17 protein-coding genes are annotated in these 22,476 nt (G+C 70.0%); 9 read left to right on the top strand and 8 right to left on the bottom strand.

Features of this window, described 5'->3' with window-relative positions; genetic code table 11:
* The first annotated feature begins 83 nt into the window (after positions 1 to 83).
* On the top strand, positions 84 to 956 hold the full coding sequence (locus EV670_RS15860) for a cupin-like domain-containing protein (protein WP_165393343.1): 873 nt from the start codon (positions 84 to 86) through the stop codon (positions 954 to 956).
* Between the two features lie 313 nt (positions 957 to 1,269).
* Positions 1,270 to 2,061 carry a transporter gene (locus EV670_RS15855; protein ID WP_242617011.1) on the top strand — a complete coding sequence of 264 codons (792 nt, stop codon included), beginning with the start codon at positions 1,270 to 1,272 and terminating at the stop codon, positions 2,059 to 2,061.
* 57 nt (positions 2,062 to 2,118) lie between these two features.
* On the opposite strand, the gene def is transcribed toward EV670_RS15855, so the two are convergent.
* The 6 genes from def to smc form a co-directional block, all read right to left on the bottom strand.
* The gene (gene def / locus EV670_RS15850; protein WP_130433947.1) at positions 2,119 to 2,652 is read right to left on the bottom strand and encodes a peptide deformylase; all 534 of its coding nucleotides are present in this window, start codon (positions 2,650 to 2,652) and stop codon (positions 2,119 to 2,121) included.
* 373 nt (positions 2,653 to 3,025) lie between these two features.
* Positions 3,026 to 3,955, bottom strand: coding sequence for a hypothetical protein (locus EV670_RS15845; protein WP_130433945.1), 930 nt, complete (start codon positions 3,953 to 3,955; stop codon positions 3,026 to 3,028).
* Between the two features lie 78 nt (positions 3,956 to 4,033).
* Positions 4,034 to 6,139 (bottom strand): NAD-dependent DNA ligase LigA, encoded by a 2,106-nt coding sequence (ligA, locus tag EV670_RS15840; RefSeq protein WP_130433943.1) that lies wholly within the window; start codon positions 6,137 to 6,139, stop codon positions 4,034 to 4,036.
* Between the two features lie 53 nt (positions 6,140 to 6,192).
* Positions 6,193 to 7,998, bottom strand: a complete 1,806-nt coding sequence (locus EV670_RS15835) for an amidohydrolase (protein ID WP_130433941.1) — start codon at positions 7,996 to 7,998, stop codon at positions 6,193 to 6,195.
* A gap of 74 nt (positions 7,999 to 8,072) precedes the next feature.
* Positions 8,073 to 9,137, bottom strand: a complete 1,065-nt coding sequence (locus EV670_RS15830) for a cell division protein FtsZ (protein ID WP_130433939.1) — start codon at positions 9,135 to 9,137, stop codon at positions 8,073 to 8,075.
* 5 nt (positions 9,138 to 9,142) lie between these two features.
* Entirely contained in the window at positions 9,143 to 12,655 is a 3,513-nt protein-coding gene (smc, locus tag EV670_RS15825; protein WP_130433937.1) for a chromosome segregation protein SMC, read from the bottom strand.
* Between the two features lie 271 nt (positions 12,656 to 12,926).
* Here smc and queF point away from each other — a divergent pair, with 271 nt between their 5' ends.
* Positions 12,927 to 13,358 carry a preQ(1) synthase gene (gene queF, locus EV670_RS15820; RefSeq protein WP_130433935.1) on the top strand — a complete coding sequence of 144 codons (432 nt, stop codon included), beginning with the start codon at positions 12,927 to 12,929 and terminating at the stop codon, positions 13,356 to 13,358.
* A 20-nt stretch (positions 13,359 to 13,378) separates the two neighbouring features.
* Here queF and EV670_RS15815 read toward each other — a convergent pair whose 3' ends face one another.
* Complete coding sequence (locus tag EV670_RS15815) at positions 13,379 to 14,671, bottom strand: amidase (RefSeq protein WP_165393342.1); 1,293 nt, start codon at positions 14,669 to 14,671, stop codon at positions 13,379 to 13,381.
* Between the two features lie 299 nt (positions 14,672 to 14,970).
* Here EV670_RS15815 and EV670_RS15810 point away from each other — a divergent pair, with 299 nt between their 5' ends.
* Positions 14,971 to 15,897 (top strand): hypothetical protein, encoded by a 927-nt coding sequence (locus tag EV670_RS15810; protein WP_130433930.1) that lies wholly within the window; start codon positions 14,971 to 14,973, stop codon positions 15,895 to 15,897.
* Positions 15,898 to 15,900: 3 nt separating this feature from the next.
* Here EV670_RS15810 and EV670_RS15805 read toward each other — a convergent pair whose 3' ends face one another.
* Complete coding sequence (locus EV670_RS15805; protein ID WP_130433928.1) at positions 15,901 to 16,962, bottom strand: alkane 1-monooxygenase; 1,062 nt, start codon at positions 16,960 to 16,962, stop codon at positions 15,901 to 15,903.
* Between the two features lie 88 nt (positions 16,963 to 17,050).
* On the opposite strand from EV670_RS15805, the gene dapC reads away from it, so the two are divergent.
* The 5 genes from dapC to prmB all read left to right on the top strand — a co-directional run bounded on the left by dapC (position 17,051) and on the right by prmB (position 22,458).
* Positions 17,051 to 18,250, top strand: a complete 1,200-nt coding sequence (dapC, locus tag EV670_RS15800) for a succinyldiaminopimelate transaminase (protein ID WP_130433925.1) — start codon at positions 17,051 to 17,053, stop codon at positions 18,248 to 18,250.
* An 11-nt stretch (positions 18,251 to 18,261) separates the two neighbouring features.
* Entirely contained in the window at positions 18,262 to 19,089 is an 828-nt protein-coding gene (gene dapD, locus EV670_RS15795) for a 2,3,4,5-tetrahydropyridine-2,6-dicarboxylate N-succinyltransferase (RefSeq protein ID WP_130433923.1), read from the top strand.
* Between the two features lie 29 nt (positions 19,090 to 19,118).
* Positions 19,119 to 20,309, top strand: a complete 1,191-nt coding sequence (locus EV670_RS15790; protein WP_130433909.1) for a PilT/PilU family type 4a pilus ATPase — start codon at positions 19,119 to 19,121, stop codon at positions 20,307 to 20,309.
* 12 nt (positions 20,310 to 20,321) lie between these two features.
* Positions 20,322 to 21,482 (top strand): succinyl-diaminopimelate desuccinylase, encoded by a 1,161-nt coding sequence (gene dapE / locus EV670_RS15785; protein ID WP_130433907.1) that lies wholly within the window; start codon positions 20,322 to 20,324, stop codon positions 21,480 to 21,482.
* 109 nt (positions 21,483 to 21,591) lie between these two features.
* Positions 21,592 to 22,458, top strand: a complete 867-nt coding sequence (prmB, locus tag EV670_RS15780) for a 50S ribosomal protein L3 N(5)-glutamine methyltransferase (RefSeq protein ID WP_130433905.1) — start codon at positions 21,592 to 21,594, stop codon at positions 22,456 to 22,458.
* Positions 22,459 to 22,476 lie beyond the last annotated feature (18 nt).

Raw genomic sequence — 22,476 nt, 5'->3', positions numbered from 1 at the left:
GCAACTGCGCCCCGGATTCGATGCTGGAGACGATGGTCGCCGCAGGACTCGATCGGCCGGCGTCCGAGCGTGCAATCGCGGCGATGGAAGCGAACCCCGTGTTCCTTGCGGCACGCCGCCACCAGCAGTTGCATCGCAAGCTCGCCTCGGTGCTGGCCAACCAGCAGCGGATCTGGGAACTGGGCCGGCAGTACGAGCAGGTCGAGAAGCGCAGCGGGGTCTCGACGCCCGAGTTCATGGAACGCTACGTGATCGGTTCGCGGCCGCTGGTGCTGAGCGATCTGGCGCGCGACTGGCCGGCCCTGCAGCGCTGGTCGCCGGCCGACCTGCGCACGCGCTTCGGCCACCTCGACGTCGACATCCAGGCCGGGCGGGAGCAGAACCCGAGGTACGAGCAGGACAAGCTCAAGCACCGGCAAGTCGCCCGACTCGGCGACTTCGTCGACCGCGTGCTGGCCGGCGGCCCGACCAACGACTACTACCTCACCGCCAACAACGAGGTGCTGCGCCGCCCCGAGTTCGCACCATTGCTCGCCGACATCGGAACGCTGCCGCCGTTCTGCGACCCGGACCAACTCGCTCGCAGCTCCTCGTTCTGGTTCGGCCCGGCCGGCTCGATCACGCCGCTGCATCACGACACGCTGATGCTGCTGCACACGCAGGTGGTGGGCCGCAAGCGCTGGCGCTTCATCTCGCCGCTCGAGACGCCCAGGCTCTACAACCACGACGGCGTGTTCAGCCCGATCGACCTCGATCGCCCGGACCTCGACCGCTTCCCGGACTTTCGCGGCGTCAAGGTGCTGGAGGTGGTGCTGGAGCCCGGCGACACGGTCTTCCTGCCGCTGGGCTGGTGGCACCAGGTCACCTCGCTCGAGACCAGCCTGTCGTTCTCGTTCTCGAATCTCGCCTTCCCCAACACCTACAGCTACGACAACCCGTCGATCCAGGACTGGTGAGGCGGCCGCTCAGTCGACGACCGGAGCCTGATGCTCGACGCCTGCCTGCGCAGACTGCCGGGCGTCGAAGTTCATCGCGCCGGCCGCACAAGCCTTGCTCGAGCGCCGGTCTGGTCGGAACCGTCGCGACAGCGATAGCGGGTCAATCCCAAAACTGGCAGCCAGTCTTCACCGAGGACCGGTTTCAGACGCCCTTGCGTGAGGGTAGAAGGTTCGCGGTGGTCACGTCATGCGCCGCCGGACGGGGCCACTTGCCACGGCAAAGCATGGGGCGCTCGCTGTCAGGCTTGCAAGTCAACCCAGGAGTCCGCCCGTGAAAGTCTTGATCGCCGTGTTGCTCACCGGCTTGGCGTGCGGCAGCGCGCTCGCCCAAAGCGACGCCGATCTCGCCAGGCAGCTGTCCAATCCGGTGGCCGCGCTGATCAGCGTGCCGCTGCAATACAACTACGACGAGCACTACGGCAGCGACGAGCGCGGCCACAGGTCGTTCATCAACGTGCAGCCGGTGGTGCCGATCACGCTGAACGCCGAGTGGAACCTCATCAGCCGCACGATCCTGCCGGTCGTGCTCGACCAGGCGAACGTCAACCCCGGCACCAGCCAGTCGGGCATCGGCGACATCGTGCAGAGCTTCTTCTTCTCACCCAGGGAGCCGACCGCCGGCGGGCTGATCTGGGGCGCCGGGCCGGCGCTGCTGCTGCCCACCGGCAGCGACGACCTGCTCAGCGGCCGCAAGTGGGGCCTGGGGCCTACCGCGGTGCTGCTCAAGCAGGAAGGGCCTTGGACCTACGGCGCGCTGGCCAACCACATCTGGTCGGTGGCCGGCGAGAGCGGGCGTTCGGACATCAGCTCCACCTTCCTGCAGCCCTTCGTCACCTACACGACGCCCACCGCGTGGACCTTCGGACTCAACACCGAATCCTCCTACGACTGGAAGGCCGAGCAGTGGTCCGTGCCGATCAATGCCACCGTCACCAAGCTGCTGAAGGTGGGCGGGCAGGCAATGAGCGTCGGCGGCGGCGTGCGCTACTGGGCCGACAGTCCGCAGGGCGGCCCGCACGACTGGGGCCTTCGACTGGTGGTGACGTTCCTGTTTCCGAAATGAGTGTCCGGGTGCCCCGCGGCAACGCGTCCTCGTGTGGAGAACGCTGTCGAGGCCGTCTCAGTCGTCGCTGGCATCGAGCCCGGGAAACAGCACCTCGGTGAACCCGAACTGCTTGAAGTCGCGCACCCGCATCGGATACAGCACGCCGTCGAGGTGATCGCACTCGTGCTGCACCACACGGGCGTGAAAGCCCTCCGCGTCGCGATCGATGGGCTGGCCCTTGGGGTCGAAACCGGTGTAGCGGATGCGGCTCCAGCGCGGCACCACGCCGCGCAGGCCGGGCACCGAGAGGCAGCCCTCCCAGCCCTCCTCCACGTCCTCCGCCAGTGGCGTGATCTGCGGATTGATCAGCACCGTGCGCGGCACCGGCGGCGCATCGGGGTAGCGCTCGCTCTTGCTGAAGCCGAAGATCACCAGTTGCAGGTCGACGCCGATCTGCGGCGCCGCCAGGCCGGCGCCATTGGCCGCCTCCATCGTGTCGAACATGTCGGCGATCAGCGCGTGCAGTTCGGGCGTGTCGAAGGCGGTCACCGGCTGCGCGACCCGCAGCAGGCGCGGATCACCCATCTTCAGGATCTGGTGGATCGTCATGCACCGATTCTGCCGCCGGCGCGGCTGTGCGGCATCCTGCTGATGAGCCTGGGCCTGCTTCCGCTGGCGGCGCACGCCAACCCCCGCCACGAGCAGGCCGCGGCCGCGGCGCGCGAAGGTCGATTCGACGCCGCTATCCGCGCCCCCCCGCGCGCTCGATGCAGCGGGCACCGACCCGCGCTTGCGCGAAGAACTGGCCGTGGTGCTGGCCCGGCCCGGCCGCGATGCCGAGGCGGTGGCCGCCTTCGAGCGCCTGCCCGCTGCCACCTCGCCCCGGCCTATGTGCGGCTCGAGTTGGCACGCGCCTACCGACGCCTGGCCCGCTTCGACGATGCGCAGCGGCTGCTGGCGGTGCAGCCGCACGCGCCGGACGCTAGCGAATGAACTCGATGCGACGCAGGTCGGACAGCGACGCCAGATAGGGACCGAGCTCGGAACTGCCGGACAGCGTGGTGTTGGCGGCCATCGCGTCGAGTCGGCGGCCATCGACCAGCACCAGGCGCAGGCTGCCGTCCCACGGCTGGACGATCTCGACGCTCGAGAGATGCTCGAAGCCGACCTCCCGGCCGTCCTTGAGCGGCAGCGCGGCGCCGAGGATCTCCGCGGTGGGCCTGAGTTCGACGCGCTTGCCACCCTTGCCGGTGACGCGCAGCGCCGTGAAGGGCTGGGCCGTGGCAGCGACCGGCGCGGCCTGCGAGCCGTCGCGGACGAACTCGATGCGCCGGATCTCCGACAGGCTCGACAGGTACTTGCCGAGCTCCGAGACGCCTGACAGCGTGGTGTTCGCGGCCCGCACCTCGAGCCGTCGGCCGTCGCGAAGGGTCAGCGCCAGCGTGCCGTCCCAAGGCTGCGTGATGTCGATGCTGAGCAGGCGGTCGAAGCCCACCTCCTGCCCATCCTGCAGCGGCAGCCGGTCGCCCAGGATCTCGGCGCCTGGCTTCAGCGCCACGCGACTGCCGCCCTTGCTCGTCACCAGCACCGCGCGGTGCATGGCGCCCGCCGCAGCATCGGCGTTCGCGGCCGACGGCGGCGCGTCGGCGACGACGACCGGCGCCGCCGCCACGTCCACGGCCTTCGGCGGCGCGGCGTCGGCCGCCGCCGCGGATGCGCCGGCCGGTGCCGTCCGCGCCGACTCGGCACCGGCGCTGCCCTGCGTCTGAGCGCCTGCAGGCGCCGACCGATTGCCGATCAGGCCGGCCTGCACCAGCACCGCGATCAGTCCGCCGACCGCGGTGATGATCCCGGCCAGCGCGGTCAGCAGGCCGGGCAGCGTGGTCCACCAACTCTTGTCGGGATCGGCCATCGAGTGACTCCGGCTGCGAGGAGCGCGGATGATGCGCCCGCCGCCGTCGTGGCGTCCAGCGCACGGCCTGGCGCCGGATCAGCCGGCGGCCAGCAGCGCGCGCAGTCCGTCCTCGTCGAGCACCGGCACGCCGAGTTCGCGCGCCTTGTCGAGCTTGCTGCCGGCCTCGGCGCCGGCCACCACGTAGTGCGTCTTCTTCGACACCGAGCCGGCGACCTTGGCGCCGGCGGCCTCGAGCATTTCCTTCGCTTCCTCGCGGCTCAGCGTCGGCAGCGTGCCGGTCAGCACGAAGGTCTGGCCGGCCAGCGGCTTCGGGCTCAGGTCGGCCTCGCCCTCGTGCTCGGCCCAGCCGATGCCGGCGGCGCGCAGCTGCTCGACCACCTCGCGGTTGTGCGCTTGATCGAAGAAGGTACGAATGCTCTGCGCGACGATCGGGCCGACGTCGGCGACCTCGGCGAGTTGCTCGACGGAGGCATCGAGCACGCGGTCGAGCGCGCCGAAGTGGCGCGCCAGCGCCTTGGCGGTGGCCTCGCCGACATGGCGGATGCCGAGCGCGTAGATGAATCGCGCCAGCGTGGTCTGCTTGCTCTTCTCGAGCCCGGCCAGCAGGTTCTGCGCGCTCTTCTCGCCCATGCGCTCGAGCGCCATCAGCTTGGCCAGGCCCAGCCTGTAGAGCTCGGGCAGCGTGCGGATCAGCGCGCCCTCGCCTTCGGCCTCGCCCTCGCCCACCAGCTGCTCGACCAGCTTGTCGCCGAGGCCCTCGACGTCCATCGCACGGCGGCCGGCGAAATGCAGGATGGCCTGCTTGCGCTGCGCCGCGCAGAACAGCCCGCCGCTGCAGCGCCAGTCGGCCTCGCCCTCCTCGCGCACGATGGCGCTGCCGCATACCGGGCACTTGCCGTCGAGGCGCTTGTAGAGATCAAAAGCTTCCCCGGCATCGGCCGGGCGCCGCTCGAGCACCACGCCGACCACCTCGGGAATCACGTCGCCGGCGCGGCGCACGATGACGGTGTCGCCGATGCGAACATCCTTGCGCCGGGTCTCGTCCTCGTTGTGCAGCGTGGCGTTGCTGACCGTGGTGCCGCCGACAAAGACCGGCTCCAGCTTGGCCACCGGCGTCAGCTTGCCGGTGCGGCCGACCTGGATGTCGATGTCGCGCAGCACCGTCATCTGTTCCTGCGCCGGGTACTTGTGGGCCACCGCCCAGCGCGGCTCGCGCGTCACGAAGCCAAGGCGCTGCTGCAGCGCGATGTCATCGAGCTTGTAGACCACGCCGTCGATGTCGAAGGGCAGCGCGTCGCGCGCCGCACCGATCCGCTGGTGATAGCGCACCAGGCCTTCTGCTCCCGCCACCACCTCGCGCTCGGCGTTGACCGGCAGGCCCATCGCCGCCAGCGCGTCCATCGTCGCGCTGTGGGTGGCCGGTTGGACCCAGCCCCGCAGCTCGCCCAGACCGTAGGCAAAGAAGCTCAGCGGGCGCTTCGCGGCGATCGCCGGATCGAGCTGGCGCACCGCGCCGGCGGCGGCGTTGCGCGGGTTGACGAAGGTCTTCTCGTTCTTCGCACCCTGCGCGATCAGCTCGCGCTGGCGCTCGTTGAGCGCCTCGAAGTCGGCGCGCGCGATGTAGACCTCGCCGCGCACCTCGAGCACCGGTGCCTGCACGCCCTGCAGCCGCAGCGGAATGCGGCGGATGGTGCGGATGTTCTGCGTGACGTCCTCGCCGGTCTCGCCGTCGCCGCGCGTGGCGGCCTGCACCAGCACGCCGTGCTCGTAGCGCAGATTGATCGCGAGGCCGTCGAACTTGAGTTCGCAGGCGTAGGCCACCGGCGGCGCGTCCTCGGCCAGCGCGAGTTCCTTGCGCACGCGGGCGTCGAAGGCGATCGCGCCCGAGTCCTCGGTGTCGGTCTCGGTGCGGATCGAGAGCATCGGCACCGCGTGGCGCACCGGCGCGAAGCCGGGCAGCAGCGCGCCGATCACGCGTTGGGTCGGCGAATCGGGCGTGCGCAACTCGGGGTGCGCGGCCTCGATGGCCTGCAGCTCCTGGAACAGGCGGTCGTACTCGGCGTCGGGGATGCTCGGCTCGTCGAGCACGTAGTAGCGGTGGGCATGCTCGTGGAGCAGCGCCCGCAACTCGGCGGCGCGCCCGGCGGGCGAGGTGGCAAGCAGATCGGTGGGCGACGACATGGGCCGCGAGTCTAGGGCCACGCGACGTGCCACCGCCGCGGCGCTTCGCGACTTCAAGCCTTGAACACCTGCCTGCCGTCCATCCAGGTTTCGAGCACCGCGATGTCCTTGATCCGCTCCGGATCGACCCGGCGCGGGTCCTTGTCGAGGATCACGAAGTCGGCCAACTTGCCGGCCTCGAGACTGCCGACCTCGTGCTCCGAGCGCAGTTGCCAGGCCGCCTCGGAGGTCACGCCGCGGATCGCCGATTCGACCGAGACGCGCTCGCCCGGCGCCAGCACGAAGTGCGGCTCTTGCCAGGTGCGCCGCGTCACCGCCATCTGGATCATCTGCAGGGGGTTCGGGTCGGTCACCATGAAGTCGGAGTGCAGCGAGAAGCCGACGCCTGCCTTCTCGACGCTGCGGGCGCGCACGAGCAATTGCACCTTCTTGCCGCCGAAGACCTTGTCGCGCATCGCGACGCCCCAGTAGTGCACATGGCCGATCAGGAAGCTCGCCGAGACGCCCAGCTTCTTCATCTTCGCGATCTGCTCGTCGTGCAGGATCGAGCAGTGCTCGATGCGCGCGCGCTGCCTGCCCACGTCTACGCCGGTGTCGCTGACCGCCTGCAATGCCGCCAGCACGTTGTCGATCGCGGCGTCGCCGTTGCCGTGGATCGCCAGTTGCCAGCCCTTGGCGGCGCGGTCGATCGCCTGCGTCTTCAGTTCCTCGACGCTCATGTAGGCAATGCCGCGGCTGTCGGAGTTGAGGTAGGGCTCGCGCTGCAGCCCGGTGAAGCCCTGGTTCGAGCCGTCGGCAACCAGCTTGTAGCCGACGACGCGAGCCAGCGCGTTGCCGTCGCCGGGCTTGACGCCGGCCTTGTCCCAGGCCTCGAGGCCCACGGTGTAGAAGGCATAGGCCCGGATGCGCGCCTGCAGCCGCCCCGACTGGGCCGCGCCCATCATCACCTTCAGGTCCGCCGGCGACTGCGACAACGAGCCGAGCGCGAGTTCGCTGACGGTCGTCAGCCCGAACCTGCCCCAGCGGCCGAGCAGGCCGATCAGCGCCTTGACCGGATCGGCGTTCTTCACCGCGGGGTTCTTGAGCAGCACCTGCGAGAAGGCCAGGTTGTTCTTCATCGTGCCGTTCAACTTGCCGTCGGCACCGCGCACGAACTCGGCCCCGGGCGGGTCCTTCACGTCCTCGGCAATGCCGGCGACCTCGAAGGCCTTGCGGTTGGCGTAGGCGAGGTGGCCGGAGGCATTCAGCACGAAGACCGGATGCTCGGTCGAGACCGCGTCGAGCTCGGCAAAGGTCAGCGCCGGCGGCCCGCGCTGCAGCGAGGGGTCGAAGTTGCGCGCCAGGATCCATTCGCCCGGCGCGGTCGTCTTCGCCCTGGTCTTCAGGTGATCGAGCACCTGGCCGGCGCTGCTGAAGCGGGCCATGCCGACGTAGTCCATCAGGCTGTCGACCACGCTGCCAGCGACCACATGAGAATGCGGCTCGACGAAGCCCGGCAGCATCACCCGACCGGCGAGCTCGACCACCTTGGCGCTGGTGCCGGCGGCGGCACGCACCGCCGCGTCGGTGCCGACGGCCAGGATCTGGTTGCCGCGGAGCGCGATGGCCTCGGCCTGCGAGAAGCGCCGATCCACCGTCAGGATCGTGCCGCCGGTGAAAACCGTCGTCACGGCGGCGTCCTGCGCCAGCGAGAGGGCCGGCAGCGCGCCCGCCGCAGCGGCCGCCACGCCGGACAGCAGCGTGCGCCGGCGCAGCGATGGCGGCTCCGACGCAACGAGCTTCGCCAGCTCGTCATTCGACGCGAAGAGCGCGCCGAGCGCCCCGTTGCAGCAGCAGCACTCGTAGCTCGCTCGGGTCATGCCGACCTCGCTTCGGTTGGATGAGGGGAGATCAGGCGACGGCTTCGCGGCTGCGGCAAGGCCTCGCCGCCGCCTCAGCTGAACAGCCGCCGCGCCGCCGGCGTGCCGGCCGCGAGCTCCTGCGCCGCGAGATCGGCGTAGAGCTGCGTCACCGCCGCGCCGATGGCCGGAAAGCTCTGCGGCGACAGGGGCGTTCCGCTGTCGTCGAACATCGCCGCGTCGAGCGCGATGCACAGCGCCTCGCCGGCCGCACACCAGGCGTCGAAGGGGCGTTCCTCGGCCGGGGTCTGCGGCACGTCGAAGGCGAGCGTGAGCTCGCGCACCGCGCTCTGCGCCGGATCGTCAGCGAGCGCGGCCTGGCTGTCGAAGTTGAGGCTCAGCACCGGCGGCGCGCCATCCTCGGCCGAGGGCAGCACCAGCCGGCCCGGCAGCGCGCTGGTGACGAAGCCATGGCGCGCCGCATGCTGCTGGATGTAGCCCGGGGTCCAGGCCGCGCCGCGCGCCACCAGCCGCAGCGCCAGTTGTGCGTCGTGCTGGCTGGCAAAGGCATCGAGCTCGCGTGCGCGCGCCACCGACTCGAGCATGTCGTCGCCGAACTCGACGCCGGCCTGCAGTTCCTCGGCAAAGGCCTCGACCTTCTGCGCGTACTCGGAGTACTCGATCTCGTTGAGCGCGCCGCTGCGGTTGGCGAGCTGCACGCCGGCCTGGAACGAACGGTAGACGGTGCCGGTGCGCAGCGGCTCCCACTCGCCGCTGGCCGAGTTGAGACCCTCGATCAGCACCGGCTTGGTGCCGGCCCGGCGCGAAGGCGGCAGGTGCTGGATCGCGGCGTCGCCGCTGACCGCGGCCTCGGGCTGCAGCGTCGCGATGGTGTCGACCAGCGCATCCAGACGCGGGCCGGCGCTGCGGCGCTGCGCACGCGCGGCCGGGCTTTCGTCAGCCGCCTGCGGCTCGACCATGCCGGCCACGCCCAGCGTCGGCTCGCGCCGCTCGTCGGCCGTGGCGGCCGGCTGCGGCGCCTCGCCTTCGTTGCGCGCCCGCTTGAGCTCGCTGCGGCGCGACTGCCATGCCCCGTGAGCCACCACCCCGGCCAGCGCGAGGCCGCCCAGGATCGCCAGCCAAAGCTGCAGGCTGCTCATGTCGTTCAGGCCGTCGCCAGCGACACCGCGGCGTCCATGTCGACCGCCACGATGCGCGAGACGCCCTGCTCCTGCATCGTCACGCCGATCAGCTGCTCGGCCATCTCCATCGCGATCTTGTTGTGCGAGATGAACAGGAACTGGGTGCCGGCGCTCATCTGCTTGACGAGCTTGCTGTAGCGCTCGGTGTTGGCGTCGTCGAGCGGCGCATCGACCTCGTCGAGCAGGCAGAACGGCGCCGGGTTGAGCTGGAAGATCGCGAACACCAGCGCGATCGCGGTGAGGGCCTTCTCGCCGCCCGAGAGCAGGTGGATCGTGCTGTTCTTCTTGCCGGGCGGCTGCGCGAGCACCTGCACGCCGGCATCGAGGATCTCGTCGCCGGTCATCACCAGCCGGGCCTGGCCGCCACCGAACAGGCTGGGGAACATCACGCCGAAATGCTCGTTGACGGTGTCGAAGGTGCCCTTGAGCAGGTCGCGCGTCTCGAGGTCGATCTTGTGGATCGCGTCCTCCAGCGTCTTGATCGCATCGACGAGGTCGGCGGTCTGGGCATCGAGGAAGCCCTTGCGCTCGCGCGCGCTGGTGAGTTCGTCGAGCGCGGCCAGGTTGACCGCGCCGAGTGCCGCCACCTCGCGGCCGATGCGGTCGATCTCGCCCTGCAGGCCGTAGAGCTTGACGTTGCCGTCGGCGACGCCCTGCGCCATCGCCTCGAGGTCCACGTTGGCCGCGCTGAGCTGCTCCAGGTACTGCGCGCCGCCGAGCGAGGCGGCCTGCTGCTCGAGTTGCAGCTTGGTGATGCTCTCGCGCAGCGGCTCGAGGCTGCGCTCGAAGCTCAGGCGCTGCTCGTCGGCCTGGCGCAGCTGCGCCGAGAGTTCGTCGTAGTGGCTGCGCTGGGCACCGAGTGCCTGCTCGCGCTGCAGCTTGAGCGCCAGAGCGTCCTGCAGCCCGGTCTGGGCCGCGGTGTCGTTGAAGGCGGCGAGCTCGGCCTCCATCTGGGCCTGGCTCTGGGCGTTGTTCTGCACCTGCTGGGCCGCGGTCTCGATCGCGCGTTGCAGCTCGCCGCGGCGCGCAGCCAGCGCGCGGCTCTGGAAGGCGGCCTCCTGCGCCTGGCGCTCGAGCGCGCGCAACTGCTCGCGGGCATCGGCCAGCTTGCGTTCGGCAGCGATCACGCCTTCTTCGAGTTCGGCATGGCGCTCCTGCTCGGTGGCGAGCTGCAGGTCGAGTTCCTCGAAGCGCGCCTCGCCGGTGGCGCGGCGCTCCTGCAGCGCTTCCAGTTGCGCGTCGATCTCCTCGAGCTCACCCTGCAGCTGCGCGCGACGGCTGTTGGCGGCCTCGGCCTGCTGGGCCAGGCGCAGCGTCTCGACCTGCAGCTGGTGGGCGCGCGTCTGCGCCTCGCCGGCCTCGCGGCGGGCGCCGACCAGGCGGCCGGTGGCATCGGTGTAGGCGGCCTCGGCACGGATCAGCGCCGCGCGCGACTCCTCGACCAGGAAGGCCTGGGCCCGCACCTGCTTGTCGAGGTTCTCGATCTCCTGCGCGCGGGCCAGCATGCCGGCCTGCTCGGAGTCGGGGGCGTAGAAGGCCACCGCGAACTGGCTGACCGCATGGCCGGCGCGGGTCATGATGACCTCGCCGTGGGTCAGCTTGCCGCGATTTGCGAGCGCCTCGTCGAGCGAGGCGGCGGTGTAGACGCCCTCGAGCCAGTCGTTGAGCAGGGCCTTGAGGCCGGCGTCATCGAGGCGCAGCAGGTCGGACAGGCGCGGGAGCGTCGCATGCGTGTTGGCGATCGCCGCGCCGGGTGCGCTGTAGAAGGCCAGCCGCGCCGGCGGCGGATCGTTCTCGAAGGCGCGCACGATCTCGGGCCGGCCGACCGCCAGCGCGTTCATGCGCTCGCGCAGCGCAGCCTCCAGCGCCGCCTCCCAGCCGGCCTCGACGTGGAGCCGGGTCCACAGGCCCTGCAGGCCGTCGAGGCCATGCTTGGCCAGCCAGGGGCGCAGCTTGCCCTCGGTCTGCACCTTTTCCTGCAGCGCGCGCAGCGCCTCCAGCCTCGCCGACAGATCGGCCTGCTTGCCGGCCTCGGCGTTGCTCGTGGCCTGCGCGGCACGGCGCGCCTCGTCGAGCAGCGGCGTGCCTTCGGTCAGCTCGTGCAGGCGCTCGTCGGCGACGGCCTGCATCTCTTCGGCCGCGGCAAGCTGCTCGCGCAGGCTCGCCAGCCGGGCCTCGTCGGGCGCGACCAGTTGCTGGCGCTCGCCCCCGAGACGCTCGCGCCGCTGCGTGATCGCGCGGCTCTGCTCCTCGATGTTGCGGCTCTCGGCGGCCAGCAGCTGGATCTGCTGCTGCACCTCGCCGGCCTTGCTGCGTTGCTGGTTGCTGGTGGCCTGCGCGGCGCGCAGGGCGTCTTCGCTGGCCGGCAGGTTCAGCGCCTGCTCCTCGGCCTGCGCGGCCAGGACCTCGGCCTGCTCGTCGGCACCGGCGATCTGCTCGGCGATGCTGTCGAGTTCGACCTGCGCCTGCTCGCTGCGCTGCGCCCAGCCGGTGGTCTGCGCGGCCAGCTCGGCCAGGCGCTGTTCGAGCCTCTGGCGCCCCTCGACCACGTAGCGGATGCGCTCCTCGAGCCGGCTCACCTCGAGCGCAGCCTCGGCCAGCGAACCCTGCGCGGTGTGCAGCTCGTCGCTGGCGGCGTAGTGGTCCTGGCGCACCGTCTCGAGCCGTGCTTCGACGTGGCGCAACTCGGCCACGCGCGACTCGAGCGCGTTGGTCGCCTCCAGCACCGCGGCATGCACGCGCGCCTCCTCGGCGCTCGCGTCGCGGTGCTTGATGAACCAGAGCTGGTGCAGCTTGGTCGTGCCCTGTTCCTGCAGGCCGCGGTACTGCGTCGCGACCTCGGCCTGCTTCTCGAGCTTGTCGAGGTTGTTGTTGAGCTCGCGCAGGATGTCCTCGACCCGCGTCATGTTCTCGCGCGTGTCCTTGAGGCGGTTTTCGGTCTCGCGCCGGCGTTCCTTGTACTTGCTGACGCCGGCCGCCTCTTCGAGGAACAAACGCAGCTCCTCGGGCTTGGATTCGATGATCCGCGAGATCGTGCCCTGGCCGATGATGGCGTAGGCGCGCGGGCCGAGGCCGGTGCCGAGGAACACGTCCTGCACGTCGCGCCGGCGCACCGGCTGGTTGTTGATGTAGTAGCTGCTGGTGCCGTCGCGGGTGAGCACGCGTTTCACCGCGATCTCGGTGAACTGGTTCCACTGGCCGCCGGCACGCGCGTCCTCGTTGGCGAACACCAGCTCGACGCTGGCGCGGCTGGCCGGCCTGCGGTTGCCGGAGCCGTTGAAGATCACGTCCTGCATCGACTCGCCGCGCAGCTCGCTGGCCTTGCTCTCGCCGAGCACCCAGCGCACCGCGTCCATGATGTTGGACTTGCCGCAACCGTTGGGGCCGACCACGCCGACCAGCTGGCCGGGCAGCTGGAAGTTGGTGGGTTCGGCGAAGGACTTGAAGCCGGACAGCTTGATCGAGTTCAGGCGCATGGAGGAGAGAGCCGGCCGAATCGCCTAAGTCTTTGATTTGATTGGGTAATCCGTGCCTTGCAAGGGCCGGAAAGCGCGCGCGATGATAGCATCGCACCCTGTCCCGAACCGAGCTCCAAGGCTGGCTGCAGCCCTCACGATCATGGCCACCACCCGTCCCAAGAAGAAGCCCGCAACGGAAACGCCGGGCCGCCCCAAGTTTCCTGACTCCCCCTCGGGGGGGCGGACGCCGCAGCGCGGCGGCCTTGGGGGCGCTCCTCGGCAACGCGAGATGCCGGCCAACCCGCCGACCGCGCCGAGCAAGGAACTGCATGTGTTCCCGAACCCGGCGCCGGAGCGCGACTACGTGATCCAGTTCCAGATCCCGGAGTTCACCTGCCACTGCCCGCTGACCGGCCAACCCGATTTCGCGCACTTCACGATCGACATGATCGCCGACGAGCTCTGCATCGAGCTCAAGAGCCTGAAGATGTACTTCTGGAGCTTCCGCAACGAAGGCGCCTTCCATGAAAAGGTCACCAACGACATCCTCTCCAAGATCGTCGCAGTGACCAAGCCGCGCTACGCGCGCATCAGCGCCAGGTGGTACGTGCGCGGCGGCATCTACACGAACGTCGTCGCCGAGCACCGCAAGAAGGGCTGGAAGCCGGCACCGCGCATCGATCTGCCGGCGCACGCCGAGGAGCGCGGGCTGCTCGGCTGACAAGTTGAGCGGCTTGTCGCCTACAGCGTCGGCCGTCGCCGATGCCAGTCGGTGGCCTGCTCGTAAGCCTGCGCGAGCGCGAGCACGCGTGCGTCGGCAAGCGGCGGGCCGCCAATCTGCAGGCCGATCGGCAGCCCGGAACGCGAGAATCCGCAGGGCAGCGAAATGCTCGGCAGGCCGCCCAGGCTGAAGGCAAAGGTGCAGGCGTTCAGTGCGAACGGCTCGCGCGCCTCGGCCAGGGGCAATGGCAGGCCGGGCAGCGTCGGCAACACCACCAGGTCGACCTTGGCGAAGGCCTCGTGGATGGCGGCCCGATGGCGCGCCAGGTCGCCGCGCAGTCGGGCCTCCTCTGCGATCGGAATGTCGCGGCCGGCCAGCAGCATGTCGCGCGTGCGCGGGTCGTAGCGCTCGGGCATCTGCGCCAGGGTTGGTGCATGGAAGGCATAGGCCTCGGCGTCAATCAGCCGCCCGAGTTGCTCGGGCATCGGCAACTCGGCCTCACGCACCTCGGCGACCAGTGAGCGCAGCACGCCGAGCGCAGCGTCGAGCGCGGCCTGCACCTCGGCCTCGATCGGCGCGTCGCAGAGACTGCCCGGCGCGTGGAACACGCCAATGCGCAGACGCGACACCGGCGGCAGCGCCTCGGGCTCGAGTGCCGCCACCAGCGGATGATCGGTCATCGCGCGCAGCATCAAGATGGCGTCGGCCACGCTGCGACACAGCGGCCCGACATGATCGAACGAGGTCGAGACCGGTACCACGCCGCGGCTGCTGACGACGCCAAAGCTCGGCTTGAAGCCAACGATGCCGCAGCACGCGGCCGGGATCCTGATCGAGCCGCCGGTGTCGGTACCAACGGCGCCAAAGCACAGCGATGCGGCCACCGCGGCCGCCGAGCCGCCCGACGAGCCTCCGGCCGTGCGCGCCGGATCCCAGGGGTTGTGCACCGAGCCGAAGTGGCTGATCGCCGAGGTCGTGCCCCCCGAAAACTCGTGCAGATTCAGCTTGCCGAGGATGACCGCGCCAGCGGCCTTCAGTCGTTGCACCACCTCGGCGTCTTCGCCGGGGATGCGCTCGACGAAGACCTCGCTGCCGGCAGTGGTGCGCACGCCGCCGGTGTCGATGTTGTCCTTGAGCGCAATCGGAATGCCGTGCAGCGGGCCGCGCCAGTGCCCCGCGGAAAGTTCGGCCTCGGCCAGACGCGCATCGGCCAGCGCCTGCTCGGCGGTGACCGTGATGAAGGAGTTGAGGGCCGGGTCGATGCGGGCGACGCGCGCCAGGCAAGCGTGCGTCAGCTGCAGTGGCGAGAGCACCCCCGCCCGCACGGCCAGCGACGCGTCGCGCAGGTCAAGCCGAGCCGGATCGCTGGCCGAACTGTCCGGTGCCCGAGCGCGCGACGAGCATCCCAACTGGGCAAGCGCCGCGGCGGCGCAAAGCGACGGGACGCCGGCCAACCAGCGTCGACGGGACCAGCGCGACATGCTCATCCTTGAAGGCCACGGATGCGGCGATGCTAGCGACGGCCAGCAGCGGTCAGCAGCTACGGAAACCATGTACGGATTCGGGCGCTAAGCTCGTGTAGGGGCCCTGCGGCCCGGCGAAGGAGCACGCAATGGATCTCGAACGCTGGGGATCGCTGTCGGTCGATGACCATGTGCACGACAAGACGCGCGACCTGGTCGCCAACGTGCTGCTCTACGACCGACTGGTGTTTCCGGTCATGACGCCGGAGCAGGACGACCGCCGGAACGAGGCCCACTACTGGCGCACCCACGGTTGGGACCCGGAGCTGCAACAAGAGCGGCTCGACCTGCTCGGCCCGCTGGCGATCCGCAAGCCGTGGAGCCAGGCGCTGCGCGACCAGTTCAAGTCGCGCATGGCCGAGATCGGCAAGGAACAGTTCGACTCGCAGCACGTGGCCAAGGACGTGACCCGCATGATCCTGGCGGCGCAGCAGCCCGAACTGCCTGATGGCGTGGCGCACGCCCACGTGATCCCGGCCTACAACTCGCTGGCCGGGCTGGCGCGCGACGGCGGCCTCGCCGATCCGGGCGCCGCGCTGCCGCCACAGGCGGCCGACATCGCGCAGCAGGTCCTGCTGCTGACACGACGCCTGGCGGTGATCGACCTGCCCAAGCCGGAGGAATCGCTGAGGCTCGCGGTCGAGCTGTCGAAGGACAAGGCCTTCCGCGAGCGGCGCCATGCGCTCTTCGACTGGCAGCAGTCCAAGGCATTGCAGGGCGTGCCGGCCGAGGCCGTTGTGGCCCACCTGAGCCAGTTGACCGAGGACTACAACGACGCGGTGCAGAAGGCGACCGGCAAGGTCTACTGGAAGTACGCCTTCATGGTCTGCGGCGTCGGCGCCGGCTTCGTCTTCGGGGCGCTACCCGGCGCCGCGGCGGCGGCCTCGATCGCGGTGGCGCGCTTCTGGATGTTCGACCGCAAGCCCGACGCGGTGAACGACGCGAGCCGGCCGGCGGCGATGTTCCACGACATAGAGCAACGGGTCGGGCTCAAGCTCAAGCCGGCGGCGGCCTGAGTCTCACGCCGCCTTCGCCAGCGCCTGCAGCCTTGGCTCCATCAGCCTGAACCAGAGCGGCGGCACGCTCGCCGCGAAGATGCAGCCGGCATAGCCGGTCGGCAACTGCGGCCCCGGCAGTGGCCGCAACTCCGGATACGGCTTCGACGCGTGCATGTGGTGGTCGCTGTGGCGCTGCAGGTTGGCGATGAAGCTGTTGGTCAGCCAGTGATCGGCGTTCCAGGCGTGCTGCATGCCAAAGGGCTCGCGCCGGACGCCGTCGACACGGCGCTGCAGCCCGTAGTGCTCGATGTAGTTGATGGCCTCGAGCAGGAACACCGCGTAGGCCGCCTGCGCACCCCAGAACAGCAGCGCCGGAGCACCCAGCCAGAGCCACAGCAGCGCCAGCCAGGCCAACTGCGCCAGCGTGATCCACAGCAGCAAGCTCTGGTACCAGCCGCGCCGGCGCTGCGCCAGTTGCCGCGCCTCCAGCCGCCATGCGCTGACGAGGCTGCCGCCGAGCGTGCGTGGCAGGAAGCGCCAGAGGCTCTCGCCACGGCGCGCCGAGGCCGGGTCCTCATGGGTCGCGGCGCGCGGATGGTGGCCGCGGTAGTGCTCGACCATGAAGTGCGCATAGAGCACGCTGGCCATCAGGAACCAGCCGAGCACGCGATCGGCGCGGCGCCTGCCGTGGCCGAGTTCGTGCGCGTAGGTGATGCCCTGCGATCCGGTGACGGAACCCACGCCGATGCCGAGCGCGACGATCGCCGGCCAGCCGAGTGGCCCCTGGACGCCATGGCCGCCGGCCACCCAGAGCCCGAGGCCGAGCAGCGCCGTCTGCAGCAGTGCATGCGTCCAGAGCACGCCGCGATGCCAGGGCCGGGGAGGCTCGGCCGGCGGCGAGCGCTGCGCACCGGGCAGCCGCTCGACGGCCGCCAGCGCCAGCTGCAGCGCGAGGGTGAAGCCCCAGGCCGCCCACGGCGAACGCCAGGCGGCGAGCGCCACGCCAATCGGCATCAACCAGCCCAGCGCGAAGCGCCAGCGGCCGGAGGCCAGGAAACCGGCGGCAACAGATGTGGATGCCATGCTGCAATGGTCGTGCTTGCGTCACGCCAGCGTCAACGGCGTTTGCCCGCCGGCGAAGGCGGCCGGGAGCTTCCCGATAATCGGGGCCATGAATCCCCTGCTGGCGAAACTGCAGCCCTACCCCTTCGAGCGGCTGCGCGCCCTCACCCGCGATGTCAGGCCGAACCCGGCCTTCAAGCCGATTAGCCTCGGCATCGGCGAGCCCAAGCATGCGACGCCCGAGTTCATCAAGAGCGCGCTGAGCGCTGGCCTCGACGGCCTGGCGGTCTACCCGGCCACCGCCGGCGAACCTGCGCTGCGCGAGGCCTGCAGCGCCTGGCTGCGGCGGCGCTACGGCGTGGCGGTAGACGCGGCGACGCAACTGCTGCCGGTGAACGGCTCGCGCGAGGCGCTGTTCTCGCTGGCCCAGACCGTGATCGATCCGAGCCGTGCCGGCGCCACGGTGGTCTGCCCCAATCCCTTCTACCAGATCTATGAGGGCGCGGCGCTGCTGGCCGGCGCGCACATCGTGTTCGCCGACAGCGACCCGGCGCGCAATTTCGCCGTCGACTGGTCGAGCATCGACGAGGCGACCTGGGCCTGCACACAGCTGCTCTTCGTCTGCTCGCCCGGCAACCCGACCGGCGCGGTGATGCCGCTCGAAGAATGGAAGAAGCTGTTCGAGCTCAGCGACCGCCACGGCTTCGTGATCGCCAGCGACGAGTGCTACTCCGAGATCTGGTTCGGCGACGAACCGCCACTGGGCGGGCTGGAAGCGGCGCTGAAGCTCGGCCGCACGGATTTCAGGCGCCTGATCGCCTTCACCAGCCTGTCGAAGCGCAGCAACGTGCCCGGCCTGCGCTCGGGCTTCGTGGCCGGCGATGCCGAGATCGTCAAAGCCTTCCTGCTCTATCGCACCTACCACGGCGGCGCGATGGGACCGGCCGTGCAGCGCGCCAGCGTCGCAGCCTGGAACGACGAGCCGCATGTTGAGCACAACCGCGCGCTCTACCGCGAAAAGTTCGCCCGCGTCACGCCGCTGCTGGCCGAGGTCCTCGACCTGCGCCTGCCCGACGCGGGCTTCTACCTGTGGGCCGGCGTGCCCGGCAGTGACGCAATGCGCGACCAGCGCTTCGCCCGCGAGTTGCTCGCTCAATACAATGTGACGGTGCTGCCCGGCAGCTTCCTGGCGCGCGACACGGCCCGCGGCAACCCCGGCACCGGGCGCATCCGCATGGCGCTGGTCGCCGGCGTCGATGAATGCATCGAGGCGGCCGAGCGCATCGCGGCCTTCACCCGTTTCTTCTGAGACCCTTCCTCATGACCACCGCCCAACTGCAGTCCACCATCGAAGCCGCGTGGGAATCGCGCGCCAGCATCAACGCGGCCAACGCGCCCGAGGTGCTGGCCGCGGTCGAGCAGGTCATCAAGGACCTCAACAAGGGTCGGCTGCGCGTGGCCGAGCGCCAGGGCGTGGGCCAGTGGAGCGTGAACCAGTGGGTCAAGAAGGCGGTACTGCTTAGTTTCCGCCTCAAGGACAACCGCCTGATGCGGGCCGGCGATCTCGGCTTCTACGACAAGGTCGACACCAAGTTCGCCCACCTCAGCGAGCAGGAGATGCGCGCCACCGGCGTGCGCGTGGTGCCGCCGGCGGTGGCGCGGCGCGGCAGCTTCATCGGCAAGAACGTGGTGCTGATGCCGAGCTACGTCAACATCGGCGCCTATGTCGACGAGGGTTCGATGGTCGACACCTGGGCCACCGTGGGCAGCTGCGCACAGATCGGCAAGAACGTGCACCTCTCGGGCGGCGTCGGCATCGGCGGCGTGCTCGAGCCGCTGCAGGCCAATCCGACGATCATCGAAGACAACTGCTTCATCGGCGCCCGCTCCGAGGTGGTCGAGGGCGTGATCGTCGAGGAGAACTCGGTGATCTCGATGGGCGTCTACATCGGCCAGAGCACAAAGATTTACGACCGCACCACCGGCGAGGTGTTGTACGGGCGCGTCCCGGCCGGCTCGGTGGTGGTTTCCGGCAACCTGCCCAGCGCGGACGGCAAGTACAGTCTTTACGCGGCAGTGATCGTCAAGCGCGTGGACGCGCAGACGCGCTCCAAGACCAGCATCAACGAACTGCTCCGGGGCGCCTGAGCCGCGGCAGCAACAGGGAGAATGCAGCGATGAGCAGTGGCAACATGGAGCGCGTGCTGCGCCTGATGGCCGACAAGAAGGCCTCCGACGTCTACCTCTCGGCCAACGCGCCGATCCAGATCAAGATCAACGGCCAGCTGCTGCAGCTTTCCGACACCGCGCTCACGCCCGAGCAGCCGCGCCAGTTGCTGGCCGAGGTGCTGACGCCCAAGCAGATGGAAGAGCTCGACGAACTCGGCGAGCTCAACATGGGCATCGGCCTGGCCGGCGTCGGCAGCTTCCGCCTCAGCGCCTTCAGGCAGCGCGGCTCGATCGCGGCGGTGTTCCGCTGCATTCCGGTCGACATCCCGTCGCTCGACTCGCTCAAGCTGCCGGCCACGCTCAACACGATGATCCTCGAGAAGCGCGGCCTGATCCTGCTGGTCGGCGCCACCGGCACCGGCAAGAGCACGACGCTGGCGGCGATGCTCGAGCATCGCAACAAGAACATGGCGGGCCACATCCTCACGATCGAGGATCCGGTCGAGTTCCTGTTCTCCAACAAGAAGTCGATCGTCAACCAGCGCGAGGTCGGCCGCGACACGCAGAGCCTGCAGGTCGGCCTCAAGAACGCGCTGCGCCAGGCCCCCGACTGCATCCTGATCGGCGAGATCCGCGACCGCGAGACCATGACCGCGGCGATCTCCTACGCGCTCTCGGGCCACCTGGTGGTCTCGACGCTGCACGCCAACAACAGCTATCACGCGCTCGGCCGCATCCTGAGCTTCTACACGCCCGAGGCACGCCCGGCGCTGCTCGGCGACCTCTCGGCCGCGCTCAAGGCGGTGGTCTCGCAGCGCCTGATCCGTTCGGTCGCCGGCGGCCGCGTGCCCTCGGTCGAGGTGCTGCTCAACACCAAGCTGATCTCCGACCTGATCGCCCAGGGCGACTTCTCGGCGATCAAGGAGGCGGTCGAGAACTCGATGGCCGAGGGTTCGCAGACCTTCGAGTTCGATCTCGCGCGGCTCATCAACGACGGCGTCATCAGTCGCGAGGACGGCATCGCCTACGCCGACTCGCCGACCAACCTGATGTGGCGCCTGCAGAACGACACCGGCACCGTCTCCAAGCTCATTCCCAAGAAGGAGGAGAAGGACGAGGGTCCCTCCTTCACCGAGATCAATCTCGAGGTGCGCTACGACGACGGTCCCAAGCGCACCAACTTCGGCGCGCTGCAATAGCTTGGGCACCGGATGGACCTGCAGCATGAAACGCTGCGCCTGGCCGAACAGCTGATCGCGCGGCGTTCGGTCACGCCCGACGACGCCGACTGCCAGCAGCTGATCGGCGAGCGCCTCGCGGCCTGCGGCTTCGAGCTGCAGACGCTGCAGAGCGGGCCTGAGGACTTCCGCGTCACCAATCTCTGGGCGATCCGCCGCGGCAGCGCGGGCAGCGCCGGCAAGCTGCTGGTCTTTGCCGGTCACACCGACGTGGTGCCGACCGGCCCGCTCGAGCGCTGGACCAACGACCCCTTCGTGCCGAGCCATCGCGACGGCCTGCTCTTCGGCCGCGGCGCTGCCGACATGAAGAGCTCGCTGGCGGCGATGGTCGTGGCGGCCGAGAGCTTCGTCGCCGCGCAAGCGCAGCATGCCGGCGGCATCGCCTTCCTGCTTACCAGCGACGAGGAAGGCCCGGCCAACGACGGCACCGTGCGCGTGGTCGAGTGGCTGCGCGAGCAAGGCACGCGCCTGGACTACTGCGTCGTCGGCGAGCCCTCCTGCGTCGGCGTGCTTGGCGACATGATCAAGCATGGTCGGCGCGGTTCGCTTTCGGCTCGGCTTGTGATTCACGGCGTCCAGGGCCACGTGGCCTACCCGCAGCTGGCCGACAACCCGATCCACCGCCTCGGCGCGCCGCTGGCCGAGCTGGTCGCGATGCGCTGGGACGAGGGCAACGAGCATTTCCCCCCGACCAGCATGCAGGTCTCGAACCTGCATGCCGGCACCGGCGCCGGTAACGTGATCCCGGGCGAGGCGGTGCTCGACTTCAACTTCCGCTACAGCACGGCCAGCACGCCCGAGCAGCTCAAGCAGCGCGTGCACGAGCTGCTCGACCGCCACGGCCTGCGCTACACGCTGGCCTGGACGCTCGGCGGCCTGCCCTTCCTCACCGCGCCCGGCACGCTGACCGATGCGATGCGCGCCTCGATCCGCGCCGTCACCGGCCGCGAGGCGGTACTGTCGACCACCGGCGGCACCTCCGACGGCCGCTTCATCGCGCAGATCTGCCCGCAGCTGGTCGAGCTCGGGCCGATCAACGCGAGCATCCACAAGATCGACGAACACGTGGCGGTGGCCGACCTGGGCCCGCTGGCGCAGATCTATCGCGGCGTGCTGGAACGGCTCATCGCATGAGACGCGCAGCCGATGTGCGCCGACCGCGGGCCGAGCGCCGGGCCGCTCCCAAGGCGGCCCGCGTCCCCTTGGGGGACCGGCCGACGTACGCGTCGGACAAGGGGTCGTCATGACCCTGATCGAACTGATCGAGCGCGAGGCGGCCCGCCTCGACGCAGCCGGCCTGGCCTTCGGCCACGGCACCGCGAACGCCTTCGACGAGGCCGCATGGCTGGTGCAGTGGTCGCTCGGCCTGCCGATCGATGCACTCGGCGAACATGAGCAGCGCGCGGTGAGCGAGACCGAGGCTGCCAAGGCCGCCGAGCTGATCGACCGCCGCATCGCGACCCGCCAACCCGCGGCCTACCTCACCCACGAGGCCTGGTTGCAGGGCATACCGTTCTACGTGGACGAGCGCGCCATCGTGCCGCGCAGCTTCATTGCCGAACTGATCGCCGACGCCTCGATCGACTTCTGGCTCGGCGACCACACCAAGCGCGTGCTCGACCTCTGCACCGGCAACGGCAGCCTCGCGGTGCTGGCGGCGATGGCCTGGCCGGAGGTTGACGTCGATGCCAGCGACCTGTCGGCCGACGCGCTGGCCGTGGCGCGCATCAACGTCGAGCGGCATGCGCTGCAGGACCGCATCACGCTGCTGCAGGGCAATGGCCTGGCGGCGCTGAGCGGCCCCTACGACCTGATCCTGTGCAACCCGCCCTACGTCAACGCGGCCTCGATGGCGGCGCTGCCGGCCGAGTACCGGGCCGAGCCCGAACTGGCATTGGCCAGCGGCGAGGACGGCATGGACTTCATCCGCGGCCTGCTCGCGGACGCGCCGCGCGTGATGAGCGAGAACGCTGTGCTGGTGCTCGAGATCGGCAACGAGCGGGCCAACTTCGAACGCGCCTTCCCGCGCCTTGAGGCGGTGTGGCTTGCCACCAGCGCCGGCGAGGATCAGGTGCTGCTACTCACCCGCGACACGCTGGCAGCCGGGTAGCGACGCGGCCCTCGCGCA

It is taken from the genome of Rivibacter subsaxonicus (genome assembly GCF_004217215.1).
Taxonomy (GTDB): Bacteria; Pseudomonadota; Gammaproteobacteria; order Burkholderiales; family Burkholderiaceae_C; genus Rivibacter; species Rivibacter subsaxonicus.
This window is presented reverse-complemented; position numbering and strand designations above follow the sequence as displayed.

Bases quoted from the DNA above. Each gene is read 5' to 3' on its own strand.
- EV670_RS15860 (WP_165393343.1), top strand. From the start codon at position 84: ATGGAAGCGAACCCCGTGTTCCTTGCGGCACGCCGCCACCAGCAGTTG.
- def (WP_130433947.1), bottom strand. From the start codon at position 2,652: ATGACGATCCACCAGATCCTGAAGATGGGTGATCCGCGCCTGCTGCGG.
- EV670_RS15845 (WP_130433945.1), bottom strand. From the start codon at position 3,955: ATGGCCGATCCCGACAAGAGTTGGTGGACCACGCTGCCCGGCCTGCTG.
- ligA (WP_130433943.1), bottom strand. From the start codon at position 6,139: ATGTCGTCGCCCACCGATCTGCTTGCCACCTCGCCCGCCGGGCGCGCC.
- EV670_RS15835 (WP_130433941.1), bottom strand. From the start codon at position 7,998: ATGACCCGAGCGAGCTACGAGTGCTGCTGCTGCAACGGGGCGCTCGGC.
- EV670_RS15830 (WP_130433939.1), bottom strand. From the start codon at position 9,137: ATGAGCAGCCTGCAGCTTTGGCTGGCGATCCTGGGCGGCCTCGCGCTG.
- smc (WP_130433937.1), bottom strand. From the start codon at position 12,655: ATGCGCCTGAACTCGATCAAGCTGTCCGGCTTCAAGTCCTTCGCCGAA.
- queF (WP_130433935.1), top strand. From the start codon at position 12,927: ATGCCGGCCAACCCGCCGACCGCGCCGAGCAAGGAACTGCATGTGTTC.
- EV670_RS15810 (WP_130433930.1), top strand. From the start codon at position 14,971: ATGGATCTCGAACGCTGGGGATCGCTGTCGGTCGATGACCATGTGCAC.
- EV670_RS15805 (WP_130433928.1), bottom strand. From the start codon at position 16,962: ATGGCATCCACATCTGTTGCCGCCGGTTTCCTGGCCTCCGGCCGCTGG.
- dapC (WP_130433925.1), top strand. From the start codon at position 17,051: ATGAATCCCCTGCTGGCGAAACTGCAGCCCTACCCCTTCGAGCGGCTG.
- dapD (WP_130433923.1), top strand. From the start codon at position 18,262: ATGACCACCGCCCAACTGCAGTCCACCATCGAAGCCGCGTGGGAATCG.
- EV670_RS15790 (WP_130433909.1), top strand. From the start codon at position 19,119: ATGAGCAGTGGCAACATGGAGCGCGTGCTGCGCCTGATGGCCGACAAG.
- dapE (WP_130433907.1), top strand. From the start codon at position 20,322: ATGGACCTGCAGCATGAAACGCTGCGCCTGGCCGAACAGCTGATCGCG.
- prmB (WP_130433905.1), top strand. From the start codon at position 21,592: ATGACCCTGATCGAACTGATCGAGCGCGAGGCGGCCCGCCTCGACGCA.